Below are 16,966 nucleotides of genomic sequence, written 5' to 3'. Positions count from 1 at the left end.
GCCCGGCCGGGCGGCGCGCGGGGCCGGGCGGCGCCGGAAACGCGCTCCTGATTGGCGTACCCCGCTACGCACGCTCCGGCCGCCCCATCGGCCCATGCTGGGCGCACAGTCCGCAAACTCTCTGCACTCCGAGGTGATCGGGATGGGTACCGACAGCGACGCACACACCACCGCGCGATGCCGGCAGGTCGAGGCCGCGTCGCAGCGCTTCAGCGACCACGCGGACGAGCGCGCGGAGGTGGATCGGGAACGGGCCAGGCGCAACACCGCCGTCGTCGACGACCCCGCCCAGCTCGAGGCCCGCGCCGAGCGGCTGCTCGTCACCGGCGAGGTGCCCGCGCAGACCATGATCGAACTGGGCAGCCGGGAGCCGGTCGACGGCGTGCGCGCGCTGGAGCGCATCATCGACGCCGCCAACGAGCTGCAGGCCGTCAACTTCCTCACCCGCGGGGTGCGCGCCGCCGACACCGTGGCCCGGATCTCGCTGTGCCACAACGGCCGCGAGATGCCGCTCGGCACCGGCTCGCTGGTCTCCCCGCAGCTGCTGCTCACCAACAACCACGTGCTGCCCTCCGCCGAGCGGGCCGCCTCGGTGGTGGTGGAGTTCCGCGCGGAGGCGGGCATCGACAACACCCCGGCCGCGGCGGTGCGGCTGCGGCTGGCGCCCGCGGACTTCTTCGTCACCGACCCCGGCCTCGACTACACCCTGGTCCGGGTGGCGCCCGGCCCCGACGGCGTTGCCCCCGGCGCGGTGTTCGGCTGGAACCCGCTCATCGCCGACCAGGGCAAGATCGTGATCGGCGAGGCGATGAACGTCATCGGGCACCCGATGGGGCGGCTCAAGGAGATCTCCATCCGGAGCAACCGCCTCGACCTGCAGCTCGACGACTTCCTGCACTACTCCTCCGACACCGAGCCGGGCAGCTCCGGCTCGCCGGTCTTCAACGACCAGTGGGAGCTGGTCGCGCTGCACCACTCCGGGGTCGCCGCCACCGACAGCGCGGGCCACACGCTGCGCGCCGACGGCAAGCGCTGGCAGCCCGGCGACGGCGAGGACGCGGTGCACTGGATCGCCAACGAGGGCGTCCGGGTCAGCGCGCTGCTGCGCGACCTGCGCGGGCGCGCCTTCGACGCCGCCCAGCGCGCTCTGCTCGACGAGCTCGGCCCGGCGGCCGCGCTCTCGACCGGAGCGGGCAGCGCCAGGACGCCGGAGGTCAGGGAGGCGCTGCGCACCCCCGGCCGCGGGATCCGCGCCGGGGCCGGCGCCTTCGCCGGCCGCCGCACCGTGGTGTTCCTGCACGGCCGCGGGCAGGAGGGCCGCGACCCGGCCGAGCTGCGGCGCGGCTGGGTGGCCGGGCTGAACAAGGGGCTCACGCTGGCCGGGCTGCGCCCGCTCGACCCCGCCGACATCACCTTCCCGTTCTACGGCGACCAGCTGGCGGGCAGCATCGGGCGCGAGCGGGTCGCCGACGTCGAGACCCCGCTCTACGAGGACCTGGTCACCGAGGCGGCGCGCCGCGTCGGGATGCCCGACACCGGCTGCGCGCCGCCCGATCCCGTGGCCAGGGAGGCATTCGGCGCCACCCTGCTCTCCCGGGTGCGCGACGGGCTCTCCTGGGTGGCGTCGCACAGCGCGCTGGACTCGCTGCTCATCCGCGCCGTCTTCCGCGACGTCGCCGCCTACCTGGAGAACGAGGCGGTGCGGCGCGGCGTGCTCGAGGCCGTGCGCGCCGACCTGCCCGTGCGCGGCGAGCTGATCCTGGTCGCGCACAGCCTCGGCACCGTGGTCGCGCTGGACCTGCTCACCGAGCTGCCGCCCGAGGTGGAGGTGAGCCTGCTCGCCACCGCGGGCAGCCCGCTCGGGCTCGACGCCGTGCAGCAGCGGCTGCTGGCGGGCGGGCCGAAACGCCCCGAGCGGGTCGGCGAGTGGATCAATACCTTCTACGGCGGCGACCCCATCGCCATCGGCTGCCCGCTGCAGCGCGCCTGGGGCAGCGACCTGCGCGACCTGCCGGTCGAGAACCCCAGGGACCGCGCCCACGACATCGCCGAGTACCTCGCCCACCCCGCCGTCGCCGCCGCCATCGGCGGGCAGCTCCTCCGCTGACCACTTCCGAACCCCGAGGTGTCCCATGATCATCGACAACGCCGCCGCGGCCGTGCTCGACGGCGGGGAGCGCGCCACGGCCACCGGCTACGACCCCGCCTTCCTCGGCACCGCCGTCCCCGCGCCCACGCACGCCGACGGCACCACCCCGCTGCCCTACACCCATTTCTCGCTCACCATGAGCCCCGCGCGGCGCCTGGCCATCTGGGTGGCGTGGAATATCGACGGCGGGGCGCTCAAACGGCTCCCCCGCAAGGACCTGGAGTTCGTCAAGGACCGCAGGTTGCCCGACGACGCGCAGCTCGGCAACGAGCTCTACCGCGACAACCGCCTCGACCGCGGCCACCTCGCCCGCCGCGCCGACCTGCTCTGGGGCCCGCTGCCCGAGGCCGGGCGCGCCAATGCCGACTCGTTCTTCTACACCAATATCGCGCCGCAGATGGACGACTTCAACCAGAGCGCCCGCGCCGGGCTCTGGGGGCGGCTCGAGGAAGCGGTCTTCGCCGACGCCGAGGTCGACGCGCTCCGGGTCAGCGCCTTCGGCGGCCCGGTCTTCGCCGCCGACGACCGGGTCTACCGCGGCGTCCTGATCCCGCGCGAGTACTGGAAGGTGCTGGTCTTCGCCGAGCGCGGCGCGCTGCGGGCGCGCGGCTTCCTGCTCGGCCAGAATCTGGCGCCGCTGGAGGCGCTGGAGCTCGACGAGTTCCGGGTTTTCCAGGTTCCGCTCACCGCGCTCGAGGAGCGCACGGGGGTGCGGTTCCCGGACGTGCTGCACGGGGCGGATCTGCCGATCGGCGCCGAGTCGGCCGCCGTGCCGCTGGACTCGCTCGCGGCGATCCGCTGGTAGCCGGCCGGAACGAACGGAGCGACCCATGGCGCAGACCTACACGGTGGTGCACGGCGACACGCTGTGGGCCATCGCCACCCGGTTCTACGGCGACGGCACCAAGTTCGCCCTCATCGCCGCCGAGAACCACCTCCCGGACCCGAACCGGATCTTCCCCGGCCAGGTCCTGCGGATCCCCGACCTGCCCGCGCCACCCCCGCCGCCGCCACCCCCGCCGCCCGCGACCGTCGCCTTCCGGCTGCTGCGCCCCGCCGATCTGCTCGACCTGCGCTGCGAGGCACACGGTTTCACCTTCGGCGCCGAGCAGCGACCGGCGCTCGCCACCCACGTCGTCGTCGCGGGTGACACGCTGTGGGACCTGGCCGTCCGCTGCTACGGCGACGGGACGCGGTTCCCGCTCATCGCGGCGGCGAACCATCTGGCCGATCCCGACCTGATCTTCCCCGGGCAGGAGTTGATCCTCCCTGAGGTCGCCGCGCCCGCCGGGGACCACGAGCACGAGGTCGCCGAGGGGGACACGCTCTGGGATCTGGCCGGGCGCTTCTACGGCGACCCCACCCTGTTCCCGATCATCGCGGCCGCGAACGGCATCGCGAACCCGGACCTCATCCATCCGGGGCAGCGGCTGCGGATCCCCGGCGTCCGTCCCGCGCCGGCGGGCGCCCCGCGCCTGGTCGCGGTGGCCGACGACGCGCACGTGATCGTCCGGTTCGGCAGCCAGCACCTGCTCGAGGAGTCATTCGCCACCGTGAAGATCGGGCCCGCGCGGATACTCGCGGCCCACGATTCGCGGGTGGTGTTCGCGGTGCCGCGGGGCACCGAGATCCCGTTCGGCATCGCCGGGGTACTGGCCGCACTTCGGACCTTCCCGCTACGGGTGCCTCCGGCCGCAGGCACACAGGATCCACCCACCGCCCCCGGCGCCGATCGCACCGCGATCGAGGCGCCGTTCCGGCTCATCGTCGCACCGAGCGAGCGCGGCGGGTTCACCCACAGCGCCGAGATCGGCTCCGCGCCGGGCGATCCCGCGCGCGCGGAGCTGTGGACCACCCGGCTCGGCGTACGCGTCGAGCGGGACGGGCAGTTCGCCGGGGTCGACGAGGACGATGCCGAGCAGCGCGTCGTGCGCGCGGTCTGGACCCGCGACGCGGAGCCCGGCGTCGGCGCACAGGGCTTCCCGGCCTCGCTCGACGCCCCCGAACGCCGCGGCATCGTCCGGCAGACCGCCGACCGCCGGGTCCGCGGCACCGGGGGCACGCCGATCGAGCCGAAGCCACTGCTGGTGCGCCGCCTCGCGCTCAGCGCCGTCGGCGCCTGGGTGGATTGGACCGGCCACTGGGACGGCCTCGGCTACCCGGAGGCCGAGGAGACGACGACCCTGCAGGCGTACCGGCATCTGGCGCCGATGGGCCGCGACGCCTACGTCCGGGTCGAGACGCCCGCCTACCTGTTCCCCTTCGGCCATCGGGTCACGCTGGTCAATGTCACCGAGCGGCGCATCGAGGCCGGCCCGAACCCGGTGGCCCTGCTGAAGCAGCGCACCTTCATCGTGGTGCGCGAGCGCTCCAAGACCTATAAGGACCTCCGCGGCCTCCCGTTCCACACCGTCACCATCGACCCGCCGGTCACCCCCGATCTCGACGGCATCCCCGTCGGCACCGGGACGCCGGTCGTGCCGTCGTCCGGGAACAGGCCCTACCTGTGGCAGGTGACCGGCATCGATCACCGCGACAACGCGATCCCGCTGCAGGTCTCGCTGGTCCTGGTGACGAAGAAGGCCGCGGCGGCCACCACGACCGCGGCGATCCTCGCGGTGTGGCCGCCCGCCCAGCGCCGTGCCGCGCTCGGCGACGCGGAGGTCGCCATGGCGCCTCCGGACACGCCCGGCGACACCACGCTGGCCGTGCACGCCCTCGACCTCACCGGCGTCCACGACGCGGCCGGAGTCACCGCCACCCCCGCGATGGCGCGCGGCTTCGTCGCCGTTCCTGCGCTCGGCGCGATCGGCGGCAGGCGCGCGCCCACCGAGGTGAGCTACGCCGACTCCTACCTCCAGCACGACTTCGACGCGCACGCCGGGGTGTTCCTCACCCTGGCGAGCGCGCAGCCCCTGAGCTTCGCGGGCGGCAGCGACCGCGGCGGCGGCTTCGTCGAGCCGAGCGTGCGGGTCGCCGCGCTCTCCCGGAAGCTGGGTGCGATCGGTGACGGGCCGGGCGCCGCCGCCGGGACGCCCGATCCGCGGGCATTCCTGGCCGGTGCGCTGCCGAAGCTGTTCGGGCTCTTCGACCTGCTCGAGATCGTCGGTGGCACCGGCTTCGACGAGGCACCCGTGCTGCTCGCCGAGCAACTCGGCGTCCTCGGCTCGCTCGACGCGGAAGCCAGCAGGCTCGGCACCGCGCTGGACCGGGCGGCCACCGAGCTCGCCGACGACATCGCGCACAGCGCCAACCCGGCGGCGGCCCAGCGGGCGCAGGCCCTGCGCGGCGCCATCGAGTCCGCCCGCGCCGGGCTGAGCGGCGCGGCCGGCGCGCTCGGCGCCGCGCTGCGCGCCGTGCTCGACGGCGAGTCCGGCGATGCGGGCGCGGCAGCGGATGCCTGCGCCGCCGCGCTCGCCGCCGTCGACGCGGCGGCCGCGGACCCGATCCTGGCCGTCGCCGTCCGCAGCGCCCTGCAGAAGCCAGCGGCGGCGCTCCGGCAGATCACCGCGCTGGCCCGCGGCGCGGAGCTGCTCGCCGCCCTGCGCGCGGCCGTGACCTCGAACGTGCTGCGCTTCGAGTGGCGGCCGCGGCTGAAGAACTGGCCGCCACCCAACGGTGACCCCGGCCAGGTTCCGGTCTTCAAACCCGATCCGCACGGCCTCTCGATCGCGGTGGAGCTCCGCACCACCGAGCGCGGCGAGCCCGCCGCCGACATCAGCGCCCAGCTGCGCGCCTTCGAGCTGATCCTGATGCCGGGCGAGCCGCTCATGTCGATCCGGTTCGCCCGGCTGGGTTTCCGGACCAGCGGTGCGCGCAAACCGGAGGTCGACGTCGTCTTCGATCGGCTCGAATTCCTCGGCGTGCTCTCTTTCATCGAGAAGATCCGGCAGCTCATTCCATTCGACGGCTTCGCCGATCCCCCGTACGTCGACATCTCCGCCGAGGGCGCGACCGCGGGCTTCGATCTCGCGCTGCCGAGCGTGGCGGTCGGCGTCTTCGGCCTGGCCAACATCACGCTCTCCGCCGACTGCCGGATCCCGTTCCTCGGGGAGGCGGTCACCGTCGGGTTCGACTTCTGCCGCAAGGACTCCCCGTTCCGGCTCACGGTCCTGTGCATCGGCGGCGGCGGATGGGTGGAGCTGCGGCTGAGCCCGGCCAAGATGGTGGTGCTGGAGATGGGGCTGGAGGCGTGCGCGTGCCTCGCCGTGGACCTCGGGGTCGCCTCCGGCTCGGTGTCGGTCTCGATCGGGGTCTATCTGCGGATGGAGGCGGGCAAGGGGCAGCTGACCGGCTACTTCCGCATCCGCGGCGAGGTGGACGTGCTCGGCCTGGTCTCGGCCTCGATCACCCTCGAGCTCTCGCTGACCTACCACTTCGAGTCCGGCAAGCTGGTCGGGCGCGCCAGCCTGACCGTCGAGGTCGAGGTGCTCTTCTTCTCCGCCTCGGTGGAGATCGTCTGCGAGCGGCAGCTCGCGGGGTCCAGGGGCGATCCGGCGCTGCGCGACATCATGCCGCCGCGGGCCGGGGGCCAGGAGCTGTGGAACTCGTACTTCGACGCCTTCGCGATGGGAGCCTGACCATGCCCGGAACCGCTCAGCTCATGGTGACGGTGCTCCCGCACTCGATCGCCCCGGACGCGCCCTGCCACCTCTCCCTGTTCCTCACCCACCGGCTCTCCCCCGGCGAGACCGGCAGCCTCGCCGATATCGCGGCCATGGCGAACTGGGTCGCGGCCCTGCGCACCGCGCGGATCACGCTGCGCACCGACGCCGGGACGGTCACCGGCACCCCGGTGCTGGACCCGCTCGACGAATCCGCCTGGGCGACAGCGTTTCCGCCGGAGACGCCGGTACGCGGCTTCCCGGCACCGGTCACCACGAACGCGCCGTGGAAGAGCTACCCGGCCAACCGGCTGCCCGAGCACGCGCTCGAGGCGCACTACGTGTCGGCCTTCTCCTCGCCGGTCACCCGGCCCTCCCCCGGCGGCAGCCGCCTGGCGCGCGCGATCCTCGCCGTGCTCGACCGGACCATCGCCACGGACGGGGAGGCGCCGAATCTGCGCCGGACCCTCGACGCGCAGAAGGCCTACGACGCGGCCAAGCGGCGGCGCCGCACCGGCATAGCGGACCGAGCGGCCGATCGGACCGCCGCGGCGCTGGGTCCCGCGCTCACCCCGCCGCCACCGGACCCGCCACCGCCACCCCCGCCGCCTCCCTCCGGCCCCCACCTCACGCTGACCGAGGCGACCGGGGAGCAGCCGACCTGGCGCTCCCCCCTCGAAGCACCCCTCGACGCCTGCGACACCGAGATCAGCACCTTCCTCGACGCACCGGCCGGCGACTCCGATTCCGGCGATCCGGTGCTCGCGATGCTGCGCGACACCCACGCCACGCAGCGCTTCTACCAGCGCGACGGCGAGCAGCGGCGCTACGCGCAGACCCCGGCCGACGGCGCGCACGAGCCGCGCCCGGAGCCGCCGGTCCCCGACTTCCACGCCCGCGCCGCCACCATCGGCGGCGTCCCCGCGCTGGCCCGGCGGCTCGGCTTCGTGCTCGACATCCGGGTGGCGGAGCTCGACACGCTCGCCGCCGCCACGCTGATCTGCTGCGACCTCGCGGTGGAGGGCTTCGAGCCGCTGGTCGGGCCCGCCACCCGCTGCCTGGTCGACGGGCAGCGTTTCCTGGCCGCCCCCGACACCGACGCCTGGAGCTCGGGCTTCCTCACCGTCGGCCGCCCCGACCGCTTCCGGGTGCTCGATCTCGACCCGGACGCCTCCGGGCTCAAACTCGAGCAGCTGCTGCGCGGCACGGTCCGGTCGGTGGCCACCGAGCTCAACGGCGACCCGGCCGCCTTCACCCCCGGCACGCTGCGCTCGTCCGGCTTCTCGCTCGCCCACATCGACCGCCCGACGGAACTCCTGACCCGGGTCTCGGCCGCCGAGCAGCTCAGCCCGCAGGTCGCCGCCGACGATGTGCCGCTCGATGCCCGGCCGCGCCTCGGCTTCGAGGCGCTGGCCCGCGGCTACCGGCTCGAGGTGTGGGACGACAGCACCGGGCAGTGGCACAGCCTGCACGAACGCCTGGTCAGCGCCGACCATCGCGGCACCCCCGTGCTCACCGACGCCCCGGACACCGGCTACCTGCAGAACGCGCCGCTGGCCCGGGTCCCCGGCAACCCCGGCAATGCCTACTACGTGCACGAGGTGATCGCCGGCTGGGACGGCTGGAGCCTGGCCGCGCCCCGGCCCGGACTCCGCGTCGTGCACGACAGCGGCCAGGGCGGCGAACCGGGCCGGGAGATGATCACCGACCGGGACGAGCGCCCCGGCCCGGAGCGCGATGGCCTCGGCATCCGATCCGTGGCCGCGCCGAGAACACTGCCCGCACTGCGCTACGGCCGCCGATACTCCTTCCGGCTGGCCGGGGTCGACCTGGCGGGCAACAGCGTGGCGCGCGGCACCGCGACGGCACCGCCCGACCCCGCCGCCGTCGCCGCGGCCACCGCGCACCTGGCCGCGCTGCGCGCCGATGCCGACGCCCGCGACGCGGCCGCGCTGCTCGCCCGTTCCCGCGGGGACGCCGCCGCCGCGGCACCGGCGGGCGATGCCGGGGTCGCGGCGGTCGAGCACGCCATGGACGCCGTCGAGAACTCCGCGACCCGGCTCACCACCCGCCCCCAGCTCGACATCGAGCCCGAACGCTTCGCCGCCCTCTTCGCCGCCGAGACCGCGGACCCCGCCACCGTCACCACCCCCCGGCTCTTCCTGCGCTGGGAGGCCGTGCTGCCCCCGGCCGTGGTGCCGCGCACGCCCTACTCGGTCGGAGAGTCACTGCACCGCCTGGTGATCCGCGACGGGGCGACGAACACCGAACGGCACCTCGCCCCGCCCAAGTCCACGCAGCTCGACGCCGAGCTCGACGGCCGCTTCGACGCGCTCATGACCTCGCCGGACCCGGCCGACCGGCGCCGCGCCTACGCCATCGCGCTGGCCGAGCGCGGCTCACTGCTGCACCAGCGCATCCAGAACCTGGACGAACCGGACGCCGAGGTCGAGCAGCCCGGCATCGCACTGCACGCCGGCCCCGGCGCGGACCCGGCCGCTCTGGTGGATCTCGCCGCGCTGCAGGACGATCCGGAGCGGCAGCCCGCCGAGGGCCAGTACGTGGTGCACGATGTCGATCAGCTGGTGCTGCCCTACCTGCCGGACTCGATGGCCCGCGGCATCGCGCTGATCTTCTACCGCGCCGGAACCGGCCACACGCTGCGCGACGCGCGGATCCTGCAGTCCGTGGTCGTCCCCTACGCGGGCGCGTGGCCGCGGATCGAACCGCTGCGGCTGGTGCTGCACGGCGCCCCGGTGCTGCACGCCGAGCAGAACGGCAATGTCCTCGACATCGGGGTGCCGCCGGGCGAGCAGATCGCCGTCGCCGTCTCCAGCGTGCTCGACCGCGAACACCTGAACCGGCTCGGGCTCTGGCGCTTCCACGCCGTGCACGACCCCGCCGTGACCGAGCCGGACCGGGCCGTGTTGGAGCGGGCCGCGCTGGACGGCTGGCTCTGGTGGCTGACGCCCGGCATCGACCTGCGGCTGGTGCACGCCACCCTGCGGCCCGCCGTAGCCCCGGAGCTGACCGCGCTCACCGCCCCCGCCCGGAACCGGGGCGTCGCCACCGCCGAACTGGTCGGCGCGCTCGATATCCACGGCGCCAGCACCGACCGGGTCGAGCTCCGCGCCACCTGGACCGACCTGGTGGACGACCCCGCGCTCGACGCACCGGGCCCGGTCCCGAAGGCCGAGGTGGTGACCGGGTTCGCCGTCGGCGCCGGGGAGCGGCGATCGCTGTTCAGCACCACCGCCGCACCCGTCGCGGGTACCCGGGAGCCGGGGGTTCCGGTCCGGCCGATCGTGCACGCACTGCCCGACACCCGCTACCGGGAGGTGGACTACCGCCTGCACGGCACCACCCGCTACCGCGAGTTCTTCCCCGCCGAGCAGCTGCCCGCGGCCGGCGACGAGCTCTCCGCCGGCGCCGCTCGCCGCGTGCTCCACCCGAACTCCGCGCCGCCACCGACGCCGTTGGTGCACGAGGTCGTGCCGATGTTCCGCTGGGAGGACGAGAGCGAGCCCGAGCACCCCTTCGCCCGCCGCCGCACCCGGCGCAGCGGGGTCCGGGTGTGGCTGGACCGGCCCTGGCTGGCCAGCGGCGACGGCGAGCTGCTCGCGGTCGTCGTCGGCACCGCACCGCAGGACGGCACCAGCCCCGAGGACATCAGCCTGTGGGGCCGCGACCCCGCGTTCGTCACCGCCGGGCTGCGCAACGCCACCGACCTGCAGGTGACCCCGGCCTGGCAGCAGCGGGCGCTACAGCTGCGGCTCGACCCCGGCGAGCACCCCGGCCGCCCGGTCGGGTACGTCGATATCGACGACCACCGCGCCGCCTACCTGTACCGGCCCGAATACCACCCGGAGCGGCGGCGGTGGTTCGCCGATATCGTCTTCGACGCCGCCGAGACCGCCTGGCCCTTCGTCCGGCTCACCCTGGCCCGCTACCAGCCGCACTCGGCACCCGGCTGCTTCCACTCCCCCACCGTCGCCACCGACTACGTGCAGCTGCTGCCCGAGCGGATCGCCACCCTGAGCCGCCCGGAGGCCGGGCAGGTCCGGGTGACGGTCTCCGGGTCGACGGCCTTCACCGACATCCCCGGCCTCGCCGCCGCGCCCGCACCGCCCGGCCCGGAGCGCCCCGCCGCCTTCGTCATCCGGACCCTGCCGACCAGCAGGCGCGTGGTCGCGACGCTGCAACTCGCGGATCCGGGCACGGCCACCGATCTGGGCTGGACCAAGGTCGGTCAGGTGCAGTGCGAAGTGGTGGGCGCGCAGGTCACCACCGACCCGGCGGACGGCCACCTGACCGCGCTGTCGGCCGGGTGGAGCGGGCTGCTGCACCTCGATCCCGCCCTGCGCCTCCGCACCCCCGGCGCCACCCCCGACCTGCGGGTGCTCATCGAGGAGTACGAGCTGCTCCCCACCGACCCCGAGCCCGGCGCGCCGGAACCGGCCACGCTGTCCCGGCTCGTCTACGCCGACCACCTCTACCTGTGACCGCCCCGATCACCCGAACAGATACGCGGCGATCGCCGCATCCACGACCCCGGCCACCGGGAAGACCGAGGCATCACCGGCGAACCGCTGATTCTGGAACACCACCACGAATCGGCGACCGGTCGAGTTCTCCCGCGCGATCAGCGCTTCGGAGGCGACCGAGAATCCGGCGGCGACCGGACCGAGGCCGATCTTGGAGTGCAGCGTCACGTACTGCACGGAGGTGTCCCGATTGAGAAACAGGTGCAGCTTGATCACGGCGAGCTGCAGCAGCTCGAGCATGGCGGCGTCACCGGCCGGATCCACCAGCCGCGCATCGGCCAGCAGGGTGAACAGCTTCGCCATCTGGTAGCCGCTCGTCCCCTGCGCCGTCGGCCCGTCGTTCTCGCACGGAATGCGCTGCGGCGGGAATCCCGCGCCGAAATCACCGCACAACCAGATGCCGTGATCGGCGTCGGCGTCGAAGAAATTCGCCTCCGACGCGGCGGTGGTCAGATATCCGAACCCCAGCCGCTGGACGCACCGGCCCGCGGCCGGATTGCTGCCGTCGGCAATGGCCGCGGACATGTCGTTCCAGAAGTCCTGCGTGAAATTGACGATATTCGCGGCCGGATCGTAGGCGAAGACCTTCTCGTACTTCGGCAGCAGATGGCGATCCTCGAGACTCGCCAGCCGCGGCAGCCGATTCACCCTGATGACCTCGTCGAAGCCGTCCCGCAGGGCCTGGAAGGCATTCGCGGGCACCGCTCCCGCCAGCAGCTGATTGCCCGCCTTCCGCAGCTCGAAAGCGGCATACAGCGCAGCGACCTTCAGCAGGCTGGCCGAATAGCACTCCATGAACTCCAGCCGACCGGCATAGCCGCGCCTGCCGTCCGGGTCCAGAGCCACGATCACGATCGGCGTGCTGTTCGAGACGCCCGGCGTCGACGCTATCGCGGTATCGAGCGCGAGTTGCAGCGCGTCGTCGTGCACCAGTGGGTCGTTCTTCGCATCCGGAAAAGGCAACATACCGGTACCTCGCATCCTTCGAAGTCCAGCGATAACGGTGTGCTCAGCACGCCGTTCTTCCGATGTCAGAATGGTCCGGCGGGGGGCGTATGGCACGGGTAAGGCACTACTCCTCGCAGCACCCACGACGGGTCATGCGAGCTCTCCGACCAGCAGGGTCAGCGCGGCGACGGACAGGGCGAGGAAAACCGCGGCCGGGACGATGTCGTAGCGACGCACTCGCAGGTGCGCGACGAGCGCGGCGGCGAAATAACCCACGAGCCCCGCAGCAGCCGCAACCGCCACCGGTGCCCACACCAGCCCCAGGCACAACCCGACGACGCCGACCGCTTTCAGCACACCGAGCGTTCGGAGGTGCTCGATCGGGAAGCCGACGCCGGAGACGGTGGCGACGATCGTCGGCTGCCGGGTCAGCGTGGCCGCGGCGGAGCCGGTCACCGCGAACGCGAGAAGCGCCGTCACCACGATTGTTGCTGTATTCATCAATGCTCCTGCGGGATTCGGCCGGTGCCGAGCAGGGCGGCACCGAGGAGGAAGGGGGAAAGGGTCGCCATGAACGGAATGCTCAGGGCGAAGACGAGCGCGGCCGGAACCACGTCCAGGCTTTCGGTGGCCAGCGCGAGCAGCAGCCCGGCGGGCCAGAGGGCGAGCAGGCCGAAGCGGGCCCGCCGGGAGGTCAGGTGGCGCATCGCCGACCCCTCACTTTCATCGAACACTACGTGTGGTGAAAGTGTGCGATTCCATCGGACACTCTGTCAACCGAATATGCGAGAATCGGGCCGTGACCAAGCGCAAGTACGACCAGGACGCCCGCGCCCGCGCCGCCGAACAGACCCGGCGGCGCATCCTCGAGGCCGTGGCCGACCGGCTGCGCGAGGCGCCCACCGAGCAGTTGAGCCTCGACCGCGTGGCGCGCGCCGCCGGTGTCTCCCGGTCCACCGTCTACGCCGACTTCGGTTCCCGCGCCGGGCTTTTCGATGCCTTCGTCGCCGACCTGTGGGCCCGCACCGGCCTCGCCGAGCTCACCGCTGCGGTGGCCGCCGACGACCCGCGCGCCCACCTGCGCGCCGCGATCGCCGCCGCGAGCCGGATGAAGGCCGGCGACCTCGATATCTACCGCGTGCTGCACGCCATGGACCGCCTCGACCCCTCCTCCGCGGCCGACGCGGTGCGCGCCATGGAGACCGACCGCCGCGGCGGCGTGGAGCACCTGGCCCGGCGGCTCGCCGACGCCGGGGCATTGCGCGCGGGTGTCTCGGCCGAGTGGGCCGCCGACGTGCTGTGGACGCTGACCAGCTTCGAGAGCCTCGATCTGCTGCTGACCGGGCGGGGGCTCGATGTGGAGGAGGCGATCGAACGCCTCACCGCCACCGCCGAGCGCGCGCTCCTCCGGGATTCCGGATAGGCGGCGGGGCTCACGCCTCGGCGCGCCGGGGTGGACCGGCCGGCGGCGAGCGCGTCTGGATCCCGGTGATTCGGTCGCGTGGGGATGGCTAGTCTCTCGCGGTGACGAGCAGCGATGACGACCACGGCAGCGAGCGGACGCGGGTCTCGGTGCCGACCGCGCGAGCGATCGTGGACTGCGCGGTGTACCGGGACGGAGCCCGGGTGCCGGGCCGGTTCACCCACACCGAAGCCCTGGCCCGGGTCCGGGCCGGCGCGAGCGGGCACGAGTTCTGCTGGGTCGGGCTGCACGATCCCGACCGAGCCCAGCTCGCCGATGTGGCCGCGGCCTTCGGGCTGCACCCGCTGGCGGTGGAGGATGCCGAATCCGACGAGCAGCGCCCCAAGCTCGAACGCTACGACGACACCCTGGTGCTGGCGCTGCGCACCGTCGCCTACGTCGAGCACGAGCTGCACACCGTCTCCGAGATCGTCGCCACCGGCCAGATCATGGTCTTCGCCGGCCCTGACTTCGTCGTCGCGGTGCGCCGCGGGTCGCATTCGCAGCTCACGACGCTGCGCGGTGAGCTCGAAGCCGACCCGGGCCGGCTGGCGCTGGGGCCCGGCGCGGTGTTGCACGCCATCGCCGACCATGTCGTCGACTCCTATCTCGATGTCGCCGACGCGGTGCAGAACGACGTGGACGCGATGGAGGAAGACGTGTTCACCCCGCGCTCCCGGATCGAGATCGCGGCGATCTACCTGCTCAAACGCGAGATCGTGGAGCTGCGCCGCGCGGTGCTGCCGCTGGGAACCCCGCTGGTGCTGCTGACCAAGCCCGAGACGCCGTTGCCGAAGGAGGTGCGCCGCTACTTCCGTGATGTCGCCGATCACCACTCGACGGTCGCCGATCGGATCACCGATTTCGACGACGCCCTCTCCTCGCTGGTGACCGCCTCCCTGGCCAAGATCACCGTGCAGCAGAACACCGACATGCGCAAGATCACCGCGCTCGTCGCGATCGCCGCGGTGCCGACCATGATCGCCGGGATCTACGGCATGAACTTCGAGCACATGCCCGAGCTGTCCCAGCCGTGGGGATATCCCGTCGCCCTGATCGTCATGATCACCGCCTGCACCGCGCTGTTCGCCGCGTTCCGGCGCAATGGCTGGCTCTGAACACGTACCGCAGGGCGGCAGGCGAGGCGGGTGTTCTCAGGGGGTGATGAGGTTGAAGTGCGGGTCGAAGGTATCGGTCACCGTGGCGAGCTCGGCCAGCACACCGGTATCGCCGTCGGCCGTCACGTCGAGTCGTGAGATCAGCTCCGCCGCGTTCCCGGGGGCGAGCAGGACCTGAGCCAGAGCGGGTTTGGTACCCGCGAGGGTGAGTTGCGCCCCGTCGGCGTGCCCCGGACGCGCGTTGAGGACACCACCGCGAATCCACATAGTCCACGGCTGATCCTGTCCGGCACCGGTGAATGTCCAGTTGACCCGGATGGCGAGTCCGGCGCTGTCGGCGGCGGGCCCGTCGAGGTGAACTCCGGCGAAGTCGAAGAGCAGGTCGATGGGCATCGCCAGAATGGTGTCCAGGCTGTCGGTGTTCAATTGCCCTTCGCTCGCGACACCATTGCGCAGTTCCTTGGCAGCGCAGAGGAACAGCCCTCGATATTGCGGTACCTCCTGCTGGTATCCGAGTTGTTCGTAGGCGTCGGCCTGCAGGTTGCGCGCCTCGGTGTCGCCGGGGTCGGTGAAGACGAGGTGGTGCAGGATTTGCACGGCCCAGCGGTAGTCGCCTTCCGCGATCGCGGCCCGGCCGGTTTCGAGGATCTTGTCGCGGCCGATCAGCTCGGTGTGCCGCTTGGCGTTGTCGGCCGGGAGGAGGGGAAGGATGGTGGCGGGATCGCCGTCCCAGAATCCGAGTTCCTTGTGGAAGACCGCGCGGACATTGTGGTGCAGGCCGCCGTGGTAGTAGCGGTTGTACCACTTCTTCCCGAGTTCATCCGGGAGATCGAGTATTTCGGCGGCCTCCAGCGGGGTGAGGCCCTGGTTGGCCAGGCGCAGGGACTGGTCGTAGATGAATTTGTACATATCCCGCTGATCCTCGAGGAACCGCACCACCTTCTCGTTGCCCCAGACCGGCCAGGTGTGCGGCCCGAAATGCACCTCGGCCCGGTCGCCCCACCGGACGAGGGTCTCGTCGAGGTACCGGGCGAAATTGCGCGCGTCCCTGGTGCGGGCGCCGCGGATCGTCTGGATGTTGTGCATCGCGTGGTTGGCGTTCTCGGCACAGGTCAGAGCATTGATCGCCGGAATCCAGATATGCATCTCCTCCGGCGCCTCGGTGTCGGGGGCATAGAGGAACTCGAACTCCCAGCCGCCGAGGGTCCGCTTCTCGCCGGTCTTTGTCACCGGGTCGGTGGGCGGAATGTAGCTGAAATTGGTGTACATGCCCGCGTCCGCGGAGCCGAGGCCGACGCTGACGAGCCCGCAGTCGCAGCGCGGCAGCAGCACGCCGAAGGTGTAGCCCATCCGGCGGGACATGGCGTTGCCGGTGATCACGTTCTCGCCGATGGCGTGTTTGTTGAACGATTCGATGGTGCCGGGGGCGACGATCGGGATTTTGCCCGAGGCGACGTCGGCCTCGTCGATAATGCCTTTGACGCCCCCGTAGTGATCGAAGTGGGTGTGGGTGTAGATGACGGCGACCACCGGCTTGTCGTTACCGGTCTCGCTGCGGAACAGCGCCATCGAGGCTGCCGCCAGGTCGACATTGTCGCCGGTATCGATGATCACCAGCCCGTCCGGTGCGTCCACGATGGTCACCTGCATGACGATCCGGACCTGATAGAGCCCGTCCACGACCTCGAACAGGCCCTGCCTGCGCAGCACCTGGGATTGCCGCCACAGGGCCGGGTTGACGGTGTCCGGGCAGGGCGCGTCGTCGGTGATGTACGCGGTCAGCGATCCGTCCCGCATGAGCTGGCCGTCCGGGGTGTACATCCGCTCCGGGAGCCCGGCGATGAACCCCCGTTCGGCGTCGGTGAAGTCCGCTCGGTCGTTCATCGCGTACTTCGCCACGGCCGCTCGGTTGACCTCGGCGGTGAACGCTGTCGCGTCCTTCGGCTCTGTCATCTGCACTCCCTGTCCGATCGACACCGTCGCCGCTGGTCGCGGCCGCCGCCCCTGACGCGCGCAGCCACCCGGGTCACCGGCGCCGGGTGATACCTCCGAGCGTCGCTCCGCGCACACGACCGCGCATCACCCGTATCGGGTGAACCGACCGAGAACCTCGCACTCCCGAACAGACGCCGCCGTCCCGG

Annotated in this window: 10 protein-coding genes; 6 read left to right on the top strand and 4 right to left on the bottom strand. The window is 72.5% G+C overall.

Annotation, left to right across the window (positions count from 1 at the left end; translation table 11 throughout):
- The first annotated feature begins 142 nt into the window (after positions 1–142).
- From AB0H71_RS02640 to AB0H71_RS02625, 4 genes are read left to right on the top strand one after another with little or no spacing between them, the layout of a single operon-like run.
- Positions 143–2,107, top strand: coding sequence for a serine protease (locus tag AB0H71_RS02640; RefSeq protein ID WP_357014177.1), 1,965 nt, complete (start codon positions 143–145; stop codon positions 2,105–2,107).
- Positions 2,108–2,132: 25 nt separating this feature from the next.
- Positions 2,133–2,954, top strand: a complete 822-nt coding sequence (locus AB0H71_RS02635; protein ID WP_357014175.1) for a DNA/RNA non-specific endonuclease — start codon at positions 2,133–2,135, stop codon at positions 2,952–2,954.
- A 25-nt stretch (positions 2,955–2,979) separates the two neighbouring features.
- Entirely contained in the window at positions 2,980–6,729 is a 3,750-nt protein-coding gene (locus AB0H71_RS02630) for a LysM peptidoglycan-binding domain-containing protein (RefSeq protein WP_357014173.1), read from the top strand.
- A 2-nt stretch (positions 6,730–6,731) separates the two neighbouring features.
- Entirely contained in the window at positions 6,732–11,255 is a 4,524-nt protein-coding gene (locus tag AB0H71_RS02625) for a hypothetical protein (protein WP_357014172.1), read from the top strand.
- Between the two features lie 9 nt (positions 11,256–11,264).
- Here AB0H71_RS02625 and AB0H71_RS02620 read toward each other — a convergent pair whose 3' ends face one another.
- The 3 genes from AB0H71_RS02620 to AB0H71_RS02610 all read right to left on the bottom strand — a co-directional run bounded on the left by AB0H71_RS02620 (position 11,265) and on the right by AB0H71_RS02610 (position 12,952).
- Positions 11,265–12,263, bottom strand: coding sequence for a hypothetical protein (locus AB0H71_RS02620; RefSeq protein WP_357014170.1), 999 nt, complete (start codon positions 12,261–12,263; stop codon positions 11,265–11,267).
- A 132-nt stretch (positions 12,264–12,395) separates the two neighbouring features.
- Entirely contained in the window at positions 12,396–12,728 is a 333-nt protein-coding gene (locus AB0H71_RS02615; RefSeq protein ID WP_357014168.1) for a DoxX family protein, read from the bottom strand.
- 17 nt (positions 12,729–12,745) lie between these two features.
- Positions 12,746–12,952 (bottom strand): hypothetical protein, encoded by a 207-nt coding sequence (locus AB0H71_RS02610; RefSeq protein WP_357014167.1) that lies wholly within the window; start codon positions 12,950–12,952, stop codon positions 12,746–12,748.
- A 92-nt stretch (positions 12,953–13,044) separates the two neighbouring features.
- Between AB0H71_RS02610 and AB0H71_RS02605 the strand changes: the two genes are divergently transcribed.
- Both AB0H71_RS02605 and AB0H71_RS02600 read left to right on the top strand, forming a co-directional pair.
- Positions 13,045–13,668 (top strand): TetR/AcrR family transcriptional regulator, encoded by a 624-nt coding sequence (locus AB0H71_RS02605; RefSeq protein WP_357014165.1) that lies wholly within the window; start codon positions 13,045–13,047, stop codon positions 13,666–13,668.
- 101 nt (positions 13,669–13,769) lie between these two features.
- Complete coding sequence (locus AB0H71_RS02600; RefSeq protein WP_357014164.1) at positions 13,770–14,825, top strand: magnesium and cobalt transport protein CorA; 1,056 nt, start codon at positions 13,770–13,772, stop codon at positions 14,823–14,825.
- A 36-nt stretch (positions 14,826–14,861) separates the two neighbouring features.
- Here the strand turns inward: AB0H71_RS02600 and AB0H71_RS02595 are convergent, their stop codons facing one another.
- Positions 14,862–16,778 carry an alkyl sulfatase dimerization domain-containing protein gene (locus AB0H71_RS02595; protein ID WP_357014163.1) on the bottom strand — a complete coding sequence of 639 codons (1,917 nt, stop codon included), beginning with the start codon at positions 16,776–16,778 and terminating at the stop codon, positions 14,862–14,864.
- Positions 16,779–16,966 lie beyond the last annotated feature (188 nt).

It is taken from the genome of Nocardia sp. NPDC050697, from assembly GCF_040654395.1.
Lineage (GTDB): Bacteria > Actinomycetota > Actinomycetes > Mycobacteriales > Mycobacteriaceae > Nocardia.
This window is presented reverse-complemented; position numbering and strand designations above follow the sequence as displayed.

Excerpts from the sequence above, each read along its gene's own strand:
- AB0H71_RS02640 (WP_357014177.1), top strand. The coding sequence starts at position 143 with ATGGGTACCGACAGCGACGCACACACCACCGCGCGATGCCGGCAGGTC.
- AB0H71_RS02635 (WP_357014175.1), top strand. The coding sequence starts at position 2,133 with ATGATCATCGACAACGCCGCCGCGGCCGTGCTCGACGGCGGGGAGCGC.
- AB0H71_RS02630 (WP_357014173.1), top strand. The coding sequence starts at position 2,980 with ATGGCGCAGACCTACACGGTGGTGCACGGCGACACGCTGTGGGCCATC.
- AB0H71_RS02625 (WP_357014172.1), top strand. The coding sequence starts at position 6,732 with ATGCCCGGAACCGCTCAGCTCATGGTGACGGTGCTCCCGCACTCGATC.
- AB0H71_RS02620 (WP_357014170.1), bottom strand. The coding sequence starts at position 12,263 with ATGTTGCCTTTTCCGGATGCGAAGAACGACCCACTGGTGCACGACGAC.
- AB0H71_RS02610 (WP_357014167.1), bottom strand. The coding sequence starts at position 12,952 with ATGCGCCACCTGACCTCCCGGCGGGCCCGCTTCGGCCTGCTCGCCCTC.
- AB0H71_RS02595 (WP_357014163.1), bottom strand. The coding sequence starts at position 16,778 with ATGACAGAGCCGAAGGACGCGACAGCGTTCACCGCCGAGGTCAACCGA.